Here is an 18,052-nt window from a genome sequence, read left to right on the forward strand (position 1 = left end):
GCCGGAAGTTTGCAGTTGAGGGAGCGCCATGCCATTCGAAGTCAACCCCGACGGCCTCCGCGCCGCCGCGGGCGCGCTTGCCCTGCTCCCCGGCGATATAGACCAAGCTCCCCGCCTCGGCGCAGCACCGGTTGCCGCGAAGATGCCGGGCTCAGCGGCAGGAGCCGCCCTGGCTCAGTCCGACAACCTGAGCCGCAAGGCCAAGGACCTCCTGAAGGCCCGCTTCAACGAATTCTCGGCCACCCTCGTCATAGCCGCCGACACCTATCGAGGCACGGATACCGAGGCGGCCAACCGCATCGCCGCCCTCACCGACATCAACTCCGGCGATCCCCACGCAGGCCGCTGATGCCCACCCCACTCGATGTACTGAAATGGGACGTATCCGGCTACGCCACCACCGCGACCAACGCCACCCAAATCGCCGACGCCATAGTCAAAGCCTCCGGCACCATGCACGCCACCATCCTCGACCTCCTCTGGCAGGGCACAGCCCGTCAATCCGCCGAGGCCAAAGCCGACGCCGAACAAACCCAAATGCGCGCCATCGCCACCGCTTACGACGACCTGGCCACGGCATGCGCCGGAGCGGCAAGCACCATGGCCGACCCGATCGCCACCATCAAGTCGATCATCCTCAACTACGTCCACCCACCGGTTTCCATCGGCGACGACTGGTCCATCGAGGGCGTAGAAGACTGGAATTCCGAAGCAGGAGTACAGCTTTCCCGCCTGGCAGGCCTGGCCTCCACCCTCTTCGCCGCCGATGCAGAATGGGGTGCGAAGATCGCCGCGGCCAACAGCGAACTCGAAGCCATGGCCCCGGCCAACGCATTGGCCGCCGCCAACGCCGTCATCCAGGCGGACAAGAAGAACGACACCCGAGCCGACCCGGAACGAATCCGCACCTCGGCCGCGGCCTTCCAGCAGGTCTTCGGCCGACTGCCGACCACCGCGACCGATTGGTCGACCGCGGAGGTGCTCAACCCGAACAGCTTCGACCCCAAATACAAGGATCACGACGCGAGAATCGTCGTCGGCCGGATCAATCCGGTGCCCGGGCAGGGTACCGTTCGCACGGCCCTGTATATCCCCGCGGCCGAGGTGACGAATTTCCCGGCATACGATCTCGGCGACAATCGCAGCGAGAATGCGAATTTCGATCCTGAACACGCGCGCGTCACCATGTACGTCGACTACGAGAACGGAATAATCGTCGCTCGTCAGAATCCATCGGTCACCGTCCATGGCGATGTCGACGTGGCAACACCGAAGGTCGAGGCACAGCAATTGCACGACGGCTCGGTGCTCGTTCGCTACGACGCCACCAACCCCTTCGCCCCCGGTGCGCCGGTGGGACCGGAGATATCCGGCCACACCGTCAACGGCGAGCTGGTGCTGGCTCCGACCAGCGGTAATCCGGGTACTTCCCGAATCACCGCCGGTGGGCTGATCGGCGACTACCCCTCGGTCGAGATCTACCAGGACAATTCCGCAGGAAAGGGACGGCCCGTATTGATCGACGCAGCTGACTCCGGCAGCCAGTGGGGACCATTGGCCAACCTCCCGTTCCATCACGAGGTCGGCGGCGGCACCGCCATGTTCGACCCGTTCAAGGCCGACTTCAGCCAGCCCGACTGGATGAAGAACGCCCCAACCAAACTGGGCAGCCCTGCCAGTCCACCCTCGATCGTGGTCGTGAACAAATGACACAGCAGACATCCGGACTGCAGAAACTCAAGTCCGACAACGTCTTCTGGAAATGGGCAACCATCACGCTGCCCCTGGCTATCGCCTTGGAAGCGGCGTTGTTCGGTGCGGTAGTCGCCGCGATCACCGATTCCGACCCCACAGCCGATCCATCGCGCCATCTATTGTTCGGCATAGTGTCCGCCGCTATGGGGATCGCCACCGTAATGCTTTGGCGTAGAAACACATCCCCCACCCGAGGCGCGGCATTCGGCGTCGGTGGCGGCCTGGCCTTTCTCGTCATCTTCTGGCTGGTGACCCTATGACCACCCCCCTGAGTCATGCCCTCGCCCCCGGTTCCTACGGCCCGGAAAGCTTCCTCGCGACCGTCGCCGGACTCCTCTGCATAGCAGCCCCTTTCACGGGCTGGGCCCCGAACGACGCCTGGTGGTGTTTCTTCGCACCCGCCATCGCGGGCATCGTGCTGATCTTCTTCGCCGGACCGGCCCGCCGAGTCGGCATCGGATTCCTCTGCGCCACAGCAGGATTCCTGATCACGATATTCGCTTTCCTCGGCGGCTTGGCGGTCGGCCATCTCTTCTGATCACATGCACCGAGGACGAACGATGCACGAGAGCCGCGACGGTACGCGTCGCGGCACTTCTCATTGTGGAAGCGGTGGCACGCCGAGAGTCGCGATCATCGATCTGGACGGTCTCAATTTCCCCTGCGCGCCTTCCTTATTGCGACCGGCGTCAGCCTCCGAGACCACCGTTCCGACTGCTCAGCGCGCCGTCACCGGCTGAAGCGCCGCGAGGAAACGCTCTTCATCCAGGATGTGGATGGACTGCCCCTGAGCGCGGAGGTAGGCCGCGCGGTGGGCTTTGGTGGTGGTGAAGGCGGAGGCGTCGGTGCCGGTGAAGCCGTCGCCGATCACCAGGCAGGTGGTGCGTTTGGTGACGTTTTTGGCGGGGGTGGCGCCGCAGGCGGCGATGATGTTCCAGGCTTCCTGACGGGTGAGGGTGGCGAGATCACCTGTGAAGACGACCGTTTGGCCGTACAGGGGGTGGGTGGGGTCGGTGCCGGTTATTTCCGGCATCACCAGTTCCTCACGGGCGAAGAAGGATCGGCGAGGGCGAGGGGTTTCGGTTCGGAGGGTCTCCGAGCGGCGAGGTTCCGTCCGACGCGGGGTGGTTGAGCGCGGGCGATAGGGGCGATCATTTCCGAGGCGTTCGAGGTCACCGAGGGAATCGACGCCTGTACGGGCCGCCAGTGCCAGGACGATATCCGCGGCGGCCCTCGCATCGGCTGCGGCGTCGTGGTGGGTCAGCAGCGAGATATCCAGTGCGTCAGCGACATCGGGCAGGCGATAGCTGTCGAGATCGAGGTGGCGTCGGGACATCGCCAGGCTGCAACTGAAATCCCAGTTCGGGGCGGGGATTTCGCTGTGGCGGCAGGCTTCGCGGATGGCGCCACTGTCGAATCCGGCGTTGTGGGCCACCAGGGGGAGGTCGGCGACAACCTCGAGGACTTCGGGGAAGCGTTCGGCGAAGACGGGCTGATCCGCCACCATCATGGGCGAAATACCGTGTACGCGAATGTTGTGGCGCGAGAAGAAATCCACGGAGCGCGGTGGGCGGCACAGCCAGGAGTGGGTGGCCAGGCGTACGCCGTCACGAACGATCGCCACGCCGACGGCGCAGATGCTGCCGCGGGAGGAGTTGGCGGTCTCGACGTCGAGGGCCGCGAAGGAGAGTCCGGGCATCGTCACCGCACCACGAGGGGCAGCGGGCGTGCGGCGAGACCTCCTTGTTCGACCAGGAAATGTCTTGCCGCCCGTAAGGATTCGAAATCCGACCAGGCGTCGGCCAGGTCAGCGATGCCGCGCGCCAAAACCAGTGCGTCGTAGACGATTTCATCCACCGCACACGGTGCCTGCCGGGCTTGTGCGGGGTGGACGAACTCCGGCCACTCCGGACGGATCGGCTTATTCGACTGCGCTGCTTGATATTCGGTGAACAGCGCGTCCACGGCCTCGACCTCGGCCCGCGCGGCGGCGAATGTCGCGTCGAGATCCACGACCGCAGTGGTGGCGACTTCCTCCGCAACCCCGTCGCACCACACCACGTCATACCCGGCGGTGAGCGCCCCGATGACCTCCGCATCATCAGCGGCAACCACCCAAGCGCCCGATAACCGCGAAAGCCCAATGACCCGACCGACATTCACATGCCAAACGACCAACCGGTCTCCCCTCTTGTCGAGCACTACTACAAGAGACAACACGGTCTGAGTCGCACTGGTCATGACGCTCCGAGGTCGCTGCGGATGCTCTGCACCGGACACCGTAGACCATGGGTCGGACAGACTCGCCGATTCGGGTAAGCAGACCCGGCGGTACCGAACGCTCGGACATCGACCATCAAGCAGCCGCCGGAGGCTCGGTACGGCAATCGGACTGGCGGTAGCCCTGGTCACCCTCGTCACAGGAGGGAGACGACGCGACTCGTGATCTGCCAACCGAAACCGGAAGCAGCGCAATTGGGTTCAGCGCTTGAAGTCGCTGCCGAATTCCCCTGATCATGCCCGACCCCGGAGCGGCTTCAGGTCGGTCGACCACAGCACTTCTTGTATTTCCGGGACGACCCACACCAACAGGACTCGTTTCGTCCAGGGGGCCAAGCGATGTCGCGGCCGAGACGGCTCAATTCCGCGGCATAAGCTGCGCGGGTATTCGACTGAAGCGGATCCCGGTCGTGGGCTGCCGCATACTCGGCCAAGCCCGCGACACCCGCCGCGGACACACGCAGAGACAGCCCGGAATCAGCTTCCCTGAGTTGACTTTCGACCGATGCACGATGCTCGACGTGACTGTCGTACTGATTCCGCAGTTCCGGCCATCGGCGCATCGCGGCGTCGAATTCTTCCTCCGGGAGATAGAACATCGACAGAGCTGTGGGACGTGCCGATGAGGAGCCGCGACGATCGATGCGGTCAGCCCAACTCCGACGCTGCTGCTCGGCCCAGCGGTCATCGGCGTCTTCGGGCAACCCGAGCGATTCCCGGACACGGCTGCGGCCGATCGCGAGTCGATATTCGCCGAACCCTTCCGCACCGTCGTCACCGATCAGTCGTTGCCGAGCCAATCCGGCTTCGAACCAGTGCAACGCCTCTTCCAGCGCTTCAACAGCTTCGAAAGCCTCAGCGACGGACTCGTAAATGGCGTAATCATCCGGGCCCTCGGCAAGGATCGTGTCGAGCATCGCCCGACCCGCGAGGGCGTCGTCGTACTCGAGCAGGAACAGCGCGTACCAAACCCGCGCATCACCGGCGACCTCGCCGCCATCGGCGATCGCCGCGAGATGCAAACGGCGGGCGCGTTCCAATTCGCCTGCCATTGCCCAATATCCGGCTGCCTCATTGAGGTTCTGGGCACGTTCGTCAGGGTCGGCTTCGGCGGCTTGCTCGAACTGAAGAGCGATTTCCCGTGGCGGCTGCGAGTGGAGACCGAGATCGGCCGCGTGGGAGTCCAACTCGTCCCGCAAACGCGCGTGTTCGGCGAGCAGCCGATCGTGTTCGCGTTCCAGGGCCCGCAGCTCTCGCCGCTCGGAAGCTGACATGTCGTCGGACACCGGGCACTCCTCTCGTCGTCCCCACGATAGTTTCCGAATAGGGTCGACACCGCCTCAACTTCCGTGGAACCAGCAATCCTCGGCATCACATCAGCTAATGTCGCCCCGTGGCCGGCATGCAGCAGCCCTCCCGCCGCGGACCACGTCGCAAGAGGCGGTCACCCTCCGCCTGCGCGCGACAATCGTCGGCACCGAGCCGCCACTGTTCCGATGGCTGGACGCGCCCTCCGAGCTGTTCCTCAACAATCTGCGCGAGGCCATCGGCGCGTCCTTCGGCTGGGTCGACCGTGCCTCTCACGAATTCCGTTGTGGCCCAACCTTCGATGCCCGACTGTCGAGCGCTATATCTGCCCCGAGGCACTCGGCGACGGCGACACCGCGGTCCCCGAGGAACAGGTCCGCCTGGACGAACTGTTCTACACCCCGGGCGACACTCTGTTCTACCTCTACGATTTCGCCGATCTCTGGTTGCACCACATGGCGCTCGAGGAGAGCGGACCCCGCACAGCGAAGATGCCCCGAGCCCGCTGCGTCGGCGGTATGCGCGACTGCCCCGCGGACGTATACGGCGGGATAGCCAAGTACGAATACTGGTCTCGCAGAACCGATCCATACGACGACGGCAAATCGTTCCGCTACGTCACACCGGAAGACATCATCACCGAATCCGACGACCCGGTACCGAGCCCCTTCGTCATCGAGGAGATCAACTGGGCTCTGGCCAGCCAGGTTCGGCCACGGCAGGGACTCGAAGTAGGACGATCCCATTGAGAAGAAAGTATATCAACGCCAGTTCTAGCTACGTTTTTCCATGGATAAAGTGCAGTTAGTCGAGAGTTGGTCGACCTTTCGAAGGAGACCGCGTGAACTGGCCACCGCACCACAACGAAGATCGAATCTGGAACCCACACCAGCGCCAAGGCTCGCGGGCGGACCGGACCCTCGAGCGGATCACGGTCGCGATTCCGCCCAGAATCGGCAAGCTCGACTACGACCCAACCGGCAGCGTTGCTCGAACCCACGAAGCGGCATTGATCGCGATCGCCCGCCTCGAGGCCGGATTCGGCGAGCATCTGGCGCCACTGGCCGACTTCCTGCTGCGTAGCGAGGCCGTCGCATCCTCCAAGATCGAACATATCGATGCCGGCTGGCGAGCCTTCGGTAAAGCTGTTGCGGGCGGCAAAGCCAGCGATGAGGCGAGGCCGCAACTGGCGGCGGTCAAGGCCCTGATCGCGATGGTCGATGCGGCCGGCGCGGGCACGATCCAGCTCGACGATCTACTCCAAGCACATCGGCTATTGATGGCTGACTACACCTCTCGCGATGCGGGACAACTGCGCGATGTGCAGAACTGGATCGGCGGCAGCGACTACACGCCGATCAACGCCGCGCATATCCCGCCGCCCCCCGAACTGGTTCCCGAGTTGATCGCCGATCTGCTGGTCTTCGTCAACCGGGATGATCTGCCGATCCTCGCGCAGGCCGCCATCGCGCATGCCCAGTTCGAGTCCATTCATCCGTTCACCGATGGGAACGGACGCATCGCACGGGCACTGATCAGCGCTGTGTTGCGCCGCCGCGGCCTCACCCGCCGAGTGACCGTACCGCTGGCATCGGTCATGCTGGCGGACACCGGCCGATACTTCATGCACCTCAACCGATTTCGCACTGGCGACGTCAACGCGTTCGTCGAATACCTCGCAGTCGGCGCAATCCATGCCAGCGAGGCAGCCCAGGACTCCGCGCTAGCCCTGGCCGACCTACCGAGGCGCTGGCGAGACATCGTTCGCCCCCGGACCAACTCGGCGGACGAAACCCTCCTCGCAGCCCTGCTCGAAACCCCAATCCTCAACGCCGACACCGCACAACGGATCGCCGGCACCACCGACGCCAGCACCTATCGGGCACTGGGAAGGTTGACCGACGCGGGGATTCTCGAACTCCTTTCGGAGAGCAACCGCAACCGCATCTGGGCAGCGACTGATGTGCTGGCAGAGCTGGACGCGTTGAGCGCGGCGATTGGGCGGCGCACTATCGAGCACCTCTGACGGATACCCGACCCAGCGCCTTCCTCGACGAGTTGCCGTCTACGACCTCCCCGCCGACTCAGCCCCGGACCATATGGTCCGCCACGACTCGATGCTCTCCGGCGGCGTCACGGTCTCATTGAAGTAGCAGGCGTCTTCTGCCTCGAACTACCGGCTGGAGGCTTCGAAGGCGATTCACGCCTCAGCCTCCAGTTTCAGCATTGACAGGCGCGTCAGCCCGCCGGGTAAACCTGTGGCAGAGACTCGATTTCATGTCGGAAACCGTCGTCACCATTCGGATCGATGAAATACGTCTCCACCTGAAATTCCAATGCGAACGCCGAGGCGCTCTGGGCGATCGACTCCGCAATTTCCGAACGGGCAGCCGCAGTCCCCTGCGATTCATCGATACCGACCACGAAGACCGGCTGCGAATCACCGACCTGCATCAATCCGAACCTGGCCGACCGGACGGAACCGGTCGACGACAGCCGCGTGGCAAGCGCGTCGAGGAATTCCTTCGGGCGCCGGGCAGGTTCACCGATTCGAACCTCGGATCCCGCCGCAGTACCGCTCGAACCTGCTTTCAGCCGGGCGACCCCGGCGGGCATGATCGGAAGGCCAGGGGCCGAACCACGCCAATTGAGGGCGATACCAATCTGTGTCGGCAACAATCCGGCTAGCTCGCGCATCAAGATCTTGATTCGCGGGATCTCACCTGCCGCACCGACCAATTGTTCCTCGCTCGAGTAGGCGGGAACGAAAGGGGCACCGTCGATTTCGGTCGTGGCGAAGCTCGCGGTCGCGCTATGCGCGGAATCGGCTACAACGGGGGCATAGACGATCTGATCTGGCATGGCGCTCAACAACTCTTCCCCTGAAATCCGCCCGGCCTTCGCCTCCACCAGCAGTCGCTCGAAATCGTTGTCAGGAAACGTCATTGTCGGTCCCTTCATCCAAGATGCGCCCGAGCGTCTCGACCTTCTCCTCGAAGTTCAGATTGACGATGCGCTGCTCTTCGAAGTCCTCCCGCACCAGATAGAAGTCGCTGATGTTCCGACCACCGACATACAGGCGATCGAACAGATCCTTGGCAATCGCGAGAGCCGCACCGTCCGACTCCTCCGAATCATCAAGGGCCGCACCGATCTCCGCAAACCGGGTACTCCATCCGAAGACTCGAGGATTCTGCGGTTCATCCCGCAGCTGAGTAAGAATCCGACCGACAGCCGACGCGGCGTCTACCCGCCGACGAGACAACGAATCGCTGATCACTTTAGCGGCCACGCTCCTGCCACATCGACCCCCGGAATCTTCCACGGCTGCGGCACGAATATCTGCTCTGCCGCACCACCGAGATGAACCCCCGATTGATAGCCGACCGGGCCGACATACACCTCGGTACCCGCTGGAATCTTCACCTGGAAGACGGTATCAAGCGGAGACTCCCCGTCCAGCGACCCTGTCTTCGGGTCGACCCACTGCGGTTTGACCGCCGAATCAATCCGCACCTGAGCGACCGACGAAGGCGGTTCAGCGGTGAACCACTGCCCGAGCGGCTCGTCAGCGGTTCCGCCGCGGTACAGCGTGACATCGTCCTTCAATACCACCGTGTTGTACTTCCCGCCGGCGAAGTTGGCAGCCGGGTTATTACGCATAGCGGCAAGCGGACCCGGATTTTCAACCATATTGAACTCGTAGGCACCGGTGTTCTTCCCGGTCAACAGGAGACGGGTTCGCGCGGCCGCAACCCACTGACGAATCTTGTTCGCGAGTGCACCACATCGCTCGAGGAGCGTCGACGTGATCCGAGTAGCTACCGCGGTCGCTTTCGTCGCCAAGTTGGCAATAATCGTGGCGACACGGCGTGCTTTGAACGCGGCCCGTGCACCCAAGGCGGTGTTGCCGATCACCGCCGATGCGCCTGCGGTGACGGGCGTCAGAGCGGCGAAGAAGAGCTCGCCGACAATGGCTTCCGCCGCGAATTCCTTCAACTCATCAAGGATTTGGTGATGCGCTTCGTCGAGATGCTTGGCATATTCTCCACACGCGTCGCCGAGTGACTGACATACATCGGCGAGATTGTTCAGGTCGGCCTGGCGTTCAGTAGCCGCGGCGATCGTCGTAGGGATTTCCTCCGACTGCTGGTTCTGCAGGAATGTGAGGGCCGGTGAGACCTGCGTCGCCAGTAGCCGGTAGTCGATAGCAGCTGTGTGCCAAGCGGATTCGGCCGCATGCAGCTGGTCCTGATGACCGTTCGGCCAGGCAGCGCCGACGAGATCCTTGATAAAGGACCAGCCGAAGGGTTCGGGGATACCGTCGCCTGCCGCGGAAGGTGCCACGTCCACAAGACATGGCGTAGGGAGTAACTGCGGTGCGGGCGGCGGCGCCGCCTCGTCATGGTGAGCGGCCGCCTCGGCCACAGCGTGGTTGTGCACGGCGACAGCAATCAGGTCGCGGGTCTGGCCGCACGCGGTGGCGAGGTCCGCGGACGCCGTCAGTGCCAGAGCAGCGACCTTGTCGTATGCGGTTGCCCATTCCTGACCGACGCTATCGCTGCCCGCCATCCCCGCATTGGCGCTGAGCACCCCAATCAAACCGGTGTGAGTGGTTTGTCCATCGGCGCAGATCTGGCCGAAAACCTCTCCGGCAGAGTGGTATTCGTCAGCACGACACAGAATCAGCGGAACGGTCGGACTCACGGCCACATCCCCTGATTGGCCGGACCGACCGCGCTGTACGCGGAGTGCGCAACCTGCAGCTTGGCCCGAAGCTCCCCGAGTGCGGTGTGCATCTCGGCAACCGCGGCGATCCGCTCGTCATGAGCGTTCTTGTGTGAGGCGGCCGCCTCACCGGACCAGTCGACATGCAATTCGTCGACCCGCTGCTCAATCTCGGCAACCCGATTCTCGATAGCGGTTTCGAGCTTCGCGGCACCATCGATCAACCGCTGCAAGCCCGTCAGATCCACCCGATAGTCAGCCACGGCTACACCACCGGAGGAAGGTCAAGGCTCGACCCGGCCGCATCGATCGACTCCGCCCGTGCTCGATCATGTGAGGTGTACTCATTGGCAGCCCGCCGAAGTAGACCGGCGTCGACACCGAACGAACCAACTACGCGGCGCGCGCCCTCTTCCCAGTCGGCCCATGGGTTCTCATGCGACGTTGCCGCCCCACCCTGCCAGTCCACGCCGAGGAACGCGCGAACTTCACGCATCTGCCCGTCCAGCGCATCGCTGATCTCCTGCGCAACCCGATCAAGCCAGCCTGCGACCGCGATCAGTTCCCCAGGACTGGCAGCAACATCTCCCGCCACGAGCAAGAGGCTAACCTGCGGCTATCGTTTCTGCTACATCGGGGCGACAGCTCGCGCACCACCCGATAGGAGGGGCAGTTGCACCAGCTGGTCAACCTCGGGAAGTCCACGAAGCGGCCCTACCGTATCGTCAGCGACTGGTTCGAGCGACAAGCGGCACGCTTGTCCGATCTCACCGGATGCCATTCGGCCACCATCCGATTCCGAACGCGACTCCCGAGTACAACTATTGGTCCGCGAATCGGCACCAAACCGCAGGGTGGATGGTACTCGAGCGCGACGAGATTCGCGGGCGTACGCCCCGCACTAACCATCTTCGCTATCCCTGATTTCTCGAATGCGCTTTGGCCCAACCAACCCCGGGCAAGAGTCTCAGCGGACTGCACGATCGGCGGCAGCTGCCGGAAGTCGCCCGCCACGATCGTATGCCCAACTCCCACACCGGCCACGAGCATCGTCATAGCCGCGGTAATCATGCTTGCCTCATCGATGACAATCACATCGAGATCCTTGCGCCGCAACGACTCTTTGAGCACGACCTGGTGCGCGGTGAACGCGATGAGCCGTCCCTCATGGACCACTTGATCACGCACATCACCGAGCAATGCGACGAGACCCTTGGCGAACCCTTCGAGATCGGAGATCTTTCGCACCAACGCCGTCCGTTCTTGGACGCGATCCGCGTCATGTGCGGGGATGGCGCGTAGCGCTGTGAGTTCGCTGCGGATCTCCACGAGTCTGCGTGCCGGTTCCGCACCTTGATCGGCAGCGATCTCGCCGAGGAGAACGGCGGGACTCCGACCACGCAGAACCCCCGGACCTCCAGTTGAGCGAGTAAGTCCGCTGTGCTGATGGCGCCACTGGCGTCTACTGCACGAATGACATCCTGCCGCCCGTATTTTCGGTTCTGCTTCACCATTCCCCCGGTAACGCCCTCTGCATAGAACAAAAACCGTTACACACGTGTCCGGACTTCGCACTCCCCAGCAGCACTATTCGCACGATCAGTCCGATATCCGCTAACAGCCTCGACCTATCCGGACGAGGCGCTTACACCGGGAGACCAGAGTTTTAGCAGACCTTCGGGTTTGATCTGGTCGTCCAGGGAGCTGAAGTAACGCAGGCCCCGCCAATTCCCATGATCACCGACAAGCACCAATCGGCGACGGGCACGCGTCACCGCCACATTCAAAAGATTGGGCTTGTCCGAGGCCCATTCACGTGCCTTCTTCTCGTCGGCGGCAGTTCCGAGCACGAGGATGACGATGTCGGCCTCTTTACCCTGCGTTGTATGCACTGTCCCCAGGCAATCGCGGGACACCGACAGACCCGAGACAGTCAAATAGCCCTGGAGCCGTTCGACGATACGACGGAACGGACTGACTATGAACACCTTTCGCTCGAAGCGTTTCTGAAGCTCTGCCTGTTTCTCCGCCTCGCCGACCGCCCAATCCGGGAGATCCGCTCCGAGTTCGGCGAGTTCTTCGTCCATAGCCGCCGCCAAACGCGTACGCACCATTCCGAGGAGACTCAGAACCTGTTTCCCTTCCGCCTCATTCCATTTGTCCCCGCTGGCCGGTGCATCGACGTTGATCCACAAGTTTTGAGCGCCCAGACTGAAGTCGTCCGTCCGGACGACGCCATAGACCATCATGTTGTCGTACGCGATTTGGTTACTCACCTCGAACATGAGCCGATCGCACCGCCGGTGCACGCGCAGCGGTGAACCCACCCAAATCTGGCCTTCCCCATCGGGATCGGGTAACCATGTCCCGTATCGATTGACTCGATCAGAGACAGCTTGGACCGAGGTGGCTTGGGGCGCCCAGCGCACATCGACCTCGAACTTGCCGCACAGACGGCGTTGCCCGGACCAAGGCAACGTGACGACCGGCTCCAGCTGACGCGGATCGCCGACCACCACCGCACGCCGGCAGCGCCAAAGCGCACCGACGACGGCCTGCGGTGTGGCCTGACCAGCCTCATCGACGATGAGCCAGCCGAGAGCCTCCCGCCCGAGCGCGGCAAACATGGTCGGCATCGACGCAAAGGTCGTGGACACGACCGGGACCACCATGAACAGCATTTGCCAAGCAGCGAGAACGGTTTCCGCCGGGAGGTCCGTCGGAGCGTCGCCTTTAACGATATCGACAACCGCACGCAGGTTGTTCCAAGCGATCCGAGGTTCCGCTGTCAGTAGCGCCCGATGGAGATCCAGTGCGGCCAGGAACACACGCGACCGCGCCGCCGCGAATTCCTCATCCATCCAGGGGGATGATTTCTCTCGTCGCTCCATCGCCGCACGGTCGCCAACCTCGGCAGTCCACTCGTCCCCCGGCAAGGTGTGCGGCCACCGAACGCGGGCCCGCGCGAGAAGGTCGGCTTCGCGCTCGAGTTCGATCTCCCGTTGCCGTGCGCACCGATTGGCGTTTTCCACCTCCGTGAGCGCTTGGCGGATCTCATCGTCACAGCGAATGATCCGCTCCTGCCATGCGACAAGCGCACGGCTGGCTTCACTGAACTGCCGCTGCCGCTCCCTGCAGGCCGCGGCACGCTGGTCTCTATCCCGTTCCGCGGCCGCGACGCGGGCATCCGCCATAGCCACCCTCTCGACAAACGGCTGGGCGTCGCTCTCCCAATCACCGAGGGCATTCCGTGACCACAGTCGTTTGAACCAACCAGGTTTCGCGCCAGCATGCTGATAGAGCTCTGCTTGAGCACGCCGCTGCCAATCGTCAGCGATGCCCACCTCGACTTCGGCGGCATGCAACGCACGCCGAGAATCGTTGAGACTGTTCGTCGCACGCTGTGCCGCGGATTCGGCGGCATGCTCACTGGTCGCCAACTCGCGTCGATGATCCTGCAGGAGCCGCAACCGATCTTGGTGATTCGCGCTTCGTCCACGCAGTGCTGCCAGCGTTCGATCCGGCTCGACGATCCGCTCGAGAATATCCGCAACCGTTTGCCGTTCCTCGGTCAGCCGCGCCACCTCGGCGACAGCGGCGTCGAAACGCGCAACCGCATCGTCCCAGGACAAGACTTCAACAGCGGTGTCCGAAGCGGAATTCTTGAGCTCTCCGAGGATATCGCTCAGGCCGCGAGGCTCCGCGTCGGCCTGCTCAGCCGCGCGCTCGGTAGGGCCCCACCAAAAGCGCTGAACGAAGTCTCCTCGATTGCTACGGCGGCCCAGCCGAGCGGCAATGGCTCCCCAGCACGGCTCGCCTGCGAGTCGGGTCGCCGGCTCGGACAGGTAGTCCGCGTCTGGAAAGGCTTCGCCATCAATGGCGTCCACCGAGGGGACTTCCAACGTAATGTTCTCGACCGCACCGTTATTGGATGAGGCGACGACCATTTCGAATCCGGTCAGGTCTGCCACCAATGGCACGATCGTCCGCTGGTAAGGACCGTCAAGGCACGGCCACCGCCGGGCGTTCTCGTCGGATTGGAATGCCGCGCGCGGATTCGGCAGCCGCGCCAGCCTCGTCGCGCGCTCGACCACCAGTGCCGCGATCAAGTCACGCAGCATGGTCGTCTTACCGGTGCCGGGTGGCCCATTCACTGAATACAGACCTGATGAAGCCGGATCCCCCATCCCGCACAATATTTGGTTGATGGCGAACTGCTGACTCAGAGTCAGTGGGTGAGCGGGATCGGATGGCCAGCGCCCCAGCGGCATCATTCGCGGAGTCAGCGACCGCAGCAGTACATGGGGCTCCTTGCGAACATCGATGCGCCGGTTCAGGTCGTCATTGGTTACCTCGCACAAATAGGAGGTAAGAGCCGCACCCATGTTGCCGGACAACAGCTCCCCTGCTACCAGCTCCAGGTCCTTGGCGTAGAAGCTGTTGATGAATTCGTCGCTCGATACCTCGTTGGCCCGCTTCGATGGGACCTGGAAGCTCTTGACCCAGATCTCCGTCGGTTCGAGGACGTCATCGACGCCGAGTTGCTCGGCTACCCAACGTGTTATCGCAGCCAGGTCGGCGACGGTCAATACCTTGGTGCCGAGCTGATCTGGTGTGTTGTCGCCTTCGTCGCCGTCCCCAGCCTCCGTTCCACTGGCATCAGGCTTCTTGTCACCCCTCTTTTTGATTGCTCCGATCGCGTCATCGGTGACGGACTGGCTCATCTTCTCGGCAACGGTCTTCGCGATCGGCCCGAGATGAGACTCCGCAATCGAGCCGATCACCGCCGGGATCGAAGCCAGACCTCCGTTCACGACGTCGAGTGCGACACGCGCTGTCGTGTTCGCGATCAAGCGGAGTGCCCGCTGACCGCCGGTGGTCACGGCGCCCGACGTTTCCACCGCCACCCGGCCATCGCCGATATCGAACAGGACAGCCAGGATTCGCTTCTGTTGATCATCGAATCCATCGAGCCAGTCGTCTCGGCCCGGGCCGGGCGGCACCACGCTTCGACCCAGTGCCCACGCGCAAGACGACAGCACCACACCGTCTTTGAACAATCGACCGTCACCATCGACAGTGATGCTCAGCAGAGCGGTCCTGCCGCGGTTACGCGGGCCTTCATCATGGTCTGTGTCCGATGCCGGCAGCACCTTCTTCAGTACCTCGCGAACCTTCGCGGTTTCGAAGATTCCGGCGTACACGGTATGCCGCCACACATATTTGTCATCGATCCGCCGCACCGGCGGCTCCCACGGAAGCTTCGTTCCCTGCCGCACCTTCACAATCCCGTTCGAGGGCGACGGACCCTCGACATTCTGCGGACTGAAGTACTCGACAGCCCGCCAATAACGCAGAATCCGTGCCTGCCGCTCGACGTCTCCGCTTCGCCCCAAGACTCCCACCCCCGTGCCGCCGTTCTTCTACGGTAGAACAGAATAGCTGCGCTCGCACGGAAGGTATTGATAACCAATGGATTTGAGCGCCTTGCCTGAATTGATCAGAGCAGGGTCCGTGGCCGCTCTCTTCAAACTGGCGCTGAGCGCTCCCGTCCCACTCAATGCGATAGCTCCGCACTGCACCTCCCCCACGATGGGGACAGAAGCAATCTGATAGACAGAGCCTATGGATGTCGAAGGCTTGCAGCGCCTGGTCGCCGATTTCGCCGCCCGCCGAGAGTGGGAGCGATTCCATACACCGAAGAACTTGGTGATGGCGATGACCGGCGAGATGGGCGAGCTGTCGGAGCTGTTCCAGTGGCTCACCGCGGAGGAGAGCTCCGCGATCTGCCAGAACGACCACCGTCGCGAACGGGTCGAGGAGGAAGTCGCCGATATCTTCATCTACCTGCTGCGGCTGGCGGACGTGCTGGACATCGATCTTGCCGCCGCGGTCGAGGCGAAGGTGGAGAAGAATGAGCAGCGCTATCCGGCGGAGGCGGTGAAGGGCCGGGCGGTCAAGTACACCGAGATCGATCTGCTCTGAATCCGGTTGTGTCAGAAGGCCATTCGCTCCAGAAACTCCTGAGTTTCGGGATCGGTCGAGTAGACGCATGTCCCCTGCATTCCGCGAGTCAACAGCACCTTGTAGGTGTTGCGGATCAGGGCCATGAAATGCAGGGGGTCGGCTCGTTTGACGGCGGGGTCGTGGGAGAACTGCTGGCGAGCTTCCCAGCGATCACCGCGGCGCACGAAGTCGGGACCGAAAATCACTCCCGCCCAGTCATATTCGAAGCCCTGTGCGGTGTAGACGCAGCCGACCTGCCCGAAGCCGCGATCATCGGAGGCCCAGAAGTCAGAGATGGGCACGTCGGGAACCCGCTTGCCCTCCCTGGCATTCCAGGGCCGCCGCCACTCGCCGATCACTACATCGTCGACCAGTCTGCGCCCATCAGGCGTATCGATCGGATCGCTCCAGCGCCAGCAGTAGCCTGCCGCAATGCGAGCGGTTCCGCCTTCCTCGTCCTGCTGCGTGGTCAGCCATGATTCCAGGGCAGTGGGCGAAGCCGCGCTGGTTACCCGGAAGTCGTCATCGCTGCCGGAGATCAGGTCGCTCCACGCGATCGGCGGCTGCTGATGCAGACCGAGCAGTCGGGCGACCCAGGTGTCGAAGGCTTCGGATCCGCCGCAACGGAATTGGCCGGTAAGGCGGATGACTTCGAGGTCACAGCCCGCGGCGGTGGCTGCCGCGCCGATCTCGGTGAGCGATCCCATTTCACCGGGCCGCACGATCTGGTCTTCATCGAGCAGGAATACCGGAACCAAGGCCGCGTCGATGAGTTCTTCGATCTGACGGCGGGCCAGCGCACGCTTCGCCGCCGAGGTCCAGCGATTGGCGCTGGTTTCGCGAACCCGGTGCGCCTCATCGCAGATGATCACATCCAGAGCGCGAGGCTCCGCACCGACATAGTTGTTGAAGTACTTGAACAGGTCCTGCACACGCTTATTACTAGTGCCCGCCACGCGCCGCATGGTCTGGGTGAATGCCTTCGATCCGGTGGCGTGGTGCACGGTGCGCCCCTGCCGGGCAAGCTGCCCGAGCAGACTCAACGCGATGACGCTCTTGCCCGATCCGGGCCCGCCGAGCACCACGATCACCGTTTGGGTGCGTGCGGCCCGAGCGCTGGCGACTGCCTGCACCACCATCTGATAGGCGACGCGCTGTTCGTCCAGCAGCACGAACTGCTCGCGGTCCTGAATCTCCTTGGCCGCCAAGGTGAGCAGCGCCTTGCTGGGCGCATGGTGAAAACCGAGGAATTCATCGGCCGCGGCGCGGGCGTGGTCACGGTCGCTGTCGACAGCGAGCACTGCGCGCAGGCGATCGACCATGGCGCCGCGGTCATCCATGGTGAACAGCTGTCCGTAGTCACTGGGCTGGTATTGCAACAGTGTCGGAATGTCGGCGGCGTGCGCGTTGTGCAGGTAGGCGATACCGAAGACGCTGCCGTGACCGTCTGCGAGCGCCGGTGTGGCATCGACCAGGTACTGGCAGTAAGCGCGGACCTGCGCGGCCGGATGCAATACCGGATTCGTATAGGCTGCGACCGAAACAAGCTCCGCGGCAATGAGTTCCGCCTTCGTCCACTGCTTCAGCTCGACCAGCACATAGCTGGCCGCCCCGGTACGCGGATGCACCCCGCACAGAATGACGTCGACCCGCTTGGGGCTGTGCGGCAGCCGGTGCTCTAGCAGCACCTCGACCTCGCCGAGCCCGGCGTCGATCAGATCGGACAGCAGTTGCGGCAGGCTGCGCAGCCATGACCGAACCTCGCTCGCGCCGATCTTCTGCCCCCACTGGTGGCCGGCTTGTTCGACCAGCAGCTCCGTGAGCAGACCTGTCTGTGCATCGCTCAATAGTTTCCGGGCACTTCCCCGAACCAATGCCACCTTGTAATCCCCACTTAGGCACGCGAAATCGGCGTGCGGGTGGGGACAACAACGAAGGTGACTTCGGTGCCCGGCGGGCCGCGACGATCACAGTA

18 protein-coding genes are annotated in these 18,052 nt (G+C 63.3%); 7 read left to right on the forward strand and 11 right to left on the reverse strand.

Annotated features, from left to right (window positions below; genetic code table 11):
* Positions 1–28: 28 nt before the first annotated feature.
* From NA10_RS08000 to NA10_RS08015, 4 genes are read left to right on the forward strand one after another with little or no spacing between them, the layout of a single operon-like run.
* Positions 29–349, forward strand: coding sequence for a hypothetical protein (locus NA10_RS08000; protein WP_067565253.1), 321 nt, complete (start codon positions 29–31; stop codon positions 347–349).
* Positions 349–1,710, forward strand: a complete 1,362-nt coding sequence (locus NA10_RS08005) for a hypothetical protein (RefSeq protein ID WP_084514409.1) — start codon at positions 349–351, stop codon at positions 1,708–1,710. The genes NA10_RS08000 and NA10_RS08005 overlap by 1 nt, the downstream gene beginning before the upstream one ends.
* A complete protein-coding gene (locus NA10_RS08010; protein ID WP_067565256.1) occupies positions 1,707–2,015 on the forward strand; it encodes a hypothetical protein in 309 nt (102 codons plus the stop codon). The genes NA10_RS08005 and NA10_RS08010 overlap by 4 nt, the downstream gene beginning before the upstream one ends.
* Complete coding sequence (locus NA10_RS08015; RefSeq protein ID WP_067565259.1) at positions 2,012–2,293, forward strand: hypothetical protein; 282 nt, start codon at positions 2,012–2,014, stop codon at positions 2,291–2,293. Before NA10_RS08010 ends, NA10_RS08015 begins: the two co-directional genes overlap by 4 nt.
* A gap of 180 nt (positions 2,294–2,473) precedes the next feature.
* On the opposite strand, the gene NA10_RS08020 is transcribed toward NA10_RS08015, so the two are convergent.
* The 3 genes from NA10_RS08020 to NA10_RS08030 form a co-directional block, all read right to left on the reverse strand.
* The gene (locus NA10_RS08020) at positions 2,474–3,454 is read right to left on the reverse strand and encodes an exonuclease domain-containing protein (RefSeq protein WP_067565263.1); all 981 of its coding nucleotides are present in this window, start codon (positions 3,452–3,454) and stop codon (positions 2,474–2,476) included.
* Between the two features lie 2 nt (positions 3,455–3,456).
* Complete coding sequence (locus NA10_RS08025) at positions 3,457–3,870, reverse strand: hypothetical protein (RefSeq protein ID WP_067565266.1); 414 nt, start codon at positions 3,868–3,870, stop codon at positions 3,457–3,459.
* 422 nt (positions 3,871–4,292) lie between these two features.
* On the reverse strand, positions 4,293–5,321 hold the full coding sequence (locus NA10_RS08030; protein WP_084514410.1) for an SEC-C domain-containing protein: 1,029 nt from the start codon (positions 5,319–5,321) through the stop codon (positions 4,293–4,295).
* Positions 5,322–5,627: 306 nt separating this feature from the next.
* On the opposite strand from NA10_RS08030, the gene NA10_RS08040 reads away from it, so the two are divergent.
* Positions 5,628–6,092: an IS1096 element passenger TnpR family protein gene (locus tag NA10_RS08040; RefSeq protein WP_067565276.1), complete on the forward strand. Its 465-nt coding sequence runs from the start codon at positions 5,628–5,630 to the stop codon at positions 6,090–6,092.
* A gap of 92 nt (positions 6,093–6,184) precedes the next feature.
* Positions 6,185–7,369 carry a Fic family protein gene (locus tag NA10_RS08045; RefSeq protein WP_067565277.1) on the forward strand — a complete coding sequence of 395 codons (1,185 nt, stop codon included), beginning with the start codon at positions 6,185–6,187 and terminating at the stop codon, positions 7,367–7,369.
* Between the two features lie 212 nt (positions 7,370–7,581).
* Here NA10_RS08045 and NA10_RS08050 read toward each other — a convergent pair whose 3' ends face one another.
* The 7 genes from NA10_RS08050 to NA10_RS08080 all read right to left on the reverse strand — a co-directional run bounded on the left by NA10_RS08050 (position 7,582) and on the right by NA10_RS08080 (position 15,314).
* Positions 7,582–8,289: an enhanced serine sensitivity protein SseB C-terminal domain-containing protein gene (locus tag NA10_RS08050; protein WP_067565280.1), complete on the reverse strand. Its 708-nt coding sequence runs from the start codon at positions 8,287–8,289 to the stop codon at positions 7,582–7,584.
* A complete protein-coding gene (locus NA10_RS08055; protein WP_157556195.1) occupies positions 8,276–8,635 on the reverse strand; it encodes a hypothetical protein in 360 nt (119 codons plus the stop codon). The genes NA10_RS08050 and NA10_RS08055 overlap by 14 nt, the downstream gene beginning before the upstream one ends.
* A complete protein-coding gene (locus NA10_RS38100; RefSeq protein ID WP_218021473.1) occupies positions 8,620–10,050 on the reverse strand; it encodes a WXG100-like domain-containing protein in 1,431 nt (476 codons plus the stop codon). Before NA10_RS38100 ends, NA10_RS08055 begins: the two co-directional genes overlap by 16 nt.
* Positions 10,047–10,334, reverse strand: coding sequence for a WXG100 family type VII secretion target (locus NA10_RS08065; RefSeq protein ID WP_067565286.1), 288 nt, complete (start codon positions 10,332–10,334; stop codon positions 10,047–10,049). Before NA10_RS08065 ends, NA10_RS38100 begins: the two co-directional genes overlap by 4 nt.
* Before the next feature lie 2 nt (positions 10,335–10,336).
* Positions 10,337–10,666 (reverse strand): WXG100 family type VII secretion target, encoded by a 330-nt coding sequence (locus NA10_RS08070; RefSeq protein ID WP_169812544.1) that lies wholly within the window; start codon positions 10,664–10,666, stop codon positions 10,337–10,339.
* Between the two features lie 119 nt (positions 10,667–10,785).
* Positions 10,786–11,400, reverse strand: coding sequence for an AAA domain-containing protein (locus tag NA10_RS08075; protein ID WP_067565292.1), 615 nt, complete (start codon positions 11,398–11,400; stop codon positions 10,786–10,788).
* A 299-nt stretch (positions 11,401–11,699) separates the two neighbouring features.
* The gene (locus NA10_RS08080) at positions 11,700–15,314 is read right to left on the reverse strand and encodes a DEAD/DEAH box helicase (RefSeq protein WP_157556197.1); all 3,615 of its coding nucleotides are present in this window, start codon (positions 15,312–15,314) and stop codon (positions 11,700–11,702) included.
* A 382-nt stretch (positions 15,315–15,696) separates the two neighbouring features.
* Here NA10_RS08080 and NA10_RS08085 point away from each other — a divergent pair, with 382 nt between their 5' ends.
* The gene (locus NA10_RS08085) at positions 15,697–16,056 is read left to right on the forward strand and encodes a nucleotide pyrophosphohydrolase (protein WP_067565298.1); all 360 of its coding nucleotides are present in this window, start codon (positions 15,697–15,699) and stop codon (positions 16,054–16,056) included.
* A gap of 11 nt (positions 16,057–16,067) precedes the next feature.
* Here the strand turns inward: NA10_RS08085 and NA10_RS08090 are convergent, their stop codons facing one another.
* Positions 16,068–17,924 carry a DUF2075 domain-containing protein gene (locus NA10_RS08090; RefSeq protein WP_245677089.1) on the reverse strand — a complete coding sequence of 619 codons (1,857 nt, stop codon included), beginning with the start codon at positions 17,922–17,924 and terminating at the stop codon, positions 16,068–16,070.
* Positions 17,925–18,052: the final 128 nt, after the last annotated feature.

The sequence above is a fragment of the Nocardia acidivorans NBRC 108247 genome (assembly GCF_001625085.1).
Classification (GTDB): Bacteria; Actinomycetota; Actinomycetes; order Mycobacteriales; family Mycobacteriaceae; genus Nocardia; species Nocardia acidivorans.

What these genes read in the sequence shown, in the direction of transcription:
- NA10_RS08005 (WP_084514409.1), top strand. Translation starts at nt 349, where the DNA reads ATGCCCACCCCACTCGATGTACTGAAATGGGACGTATCCGGCTACGCC.
- NA10_RS08050 (WP_067565280.1), bottom strand. Translation starts at nt 8,289, where the DNA reads ATGACGTTTCCTGACAACGATTTCGAGCGACTGCTGGTGGAGGCGAAG.
- NA10_RS08010 (WP_067565256.1), top strand. Translation starts at nt 1,707, where the DNA reads ATGACACAGCAGACATCCGGACTGCAGAAACTCAAGTCCGACAACGTC.
- NA10_RS08015 (WP_067565259.1), top strand. Translation starts at nt 2,012, where the DNA reads ATGACCACCCCCCTGAGTCATGCCCTCGCCCCCGGTTCCTACGGCCCG.
- NA10_RS08000 (WP_067565253.1), top strand. Translation starts at nt 29, where the DNA reads ATGCCATTCGAAGTCAACCCCGACGGCCTCCGCGCCGCCGCGGGCGCG.
- NA10_RS08085 (WP_067565298.1), top strand. Translation starts at nt 15,697, where the DNA reads ATGGATGTCGAAGGCTTGCAGCGCCTGGTCGCCGATTTCGCCGCCCGC.
- NA10_RS08020 (WP_067565263.1), bottom strand. Translation starts at nt 3,454, where the DNA reads ATGCCCGGACTCTCCTTCGCGGCCCTCGACGTCGAGACCGCCAACTCC.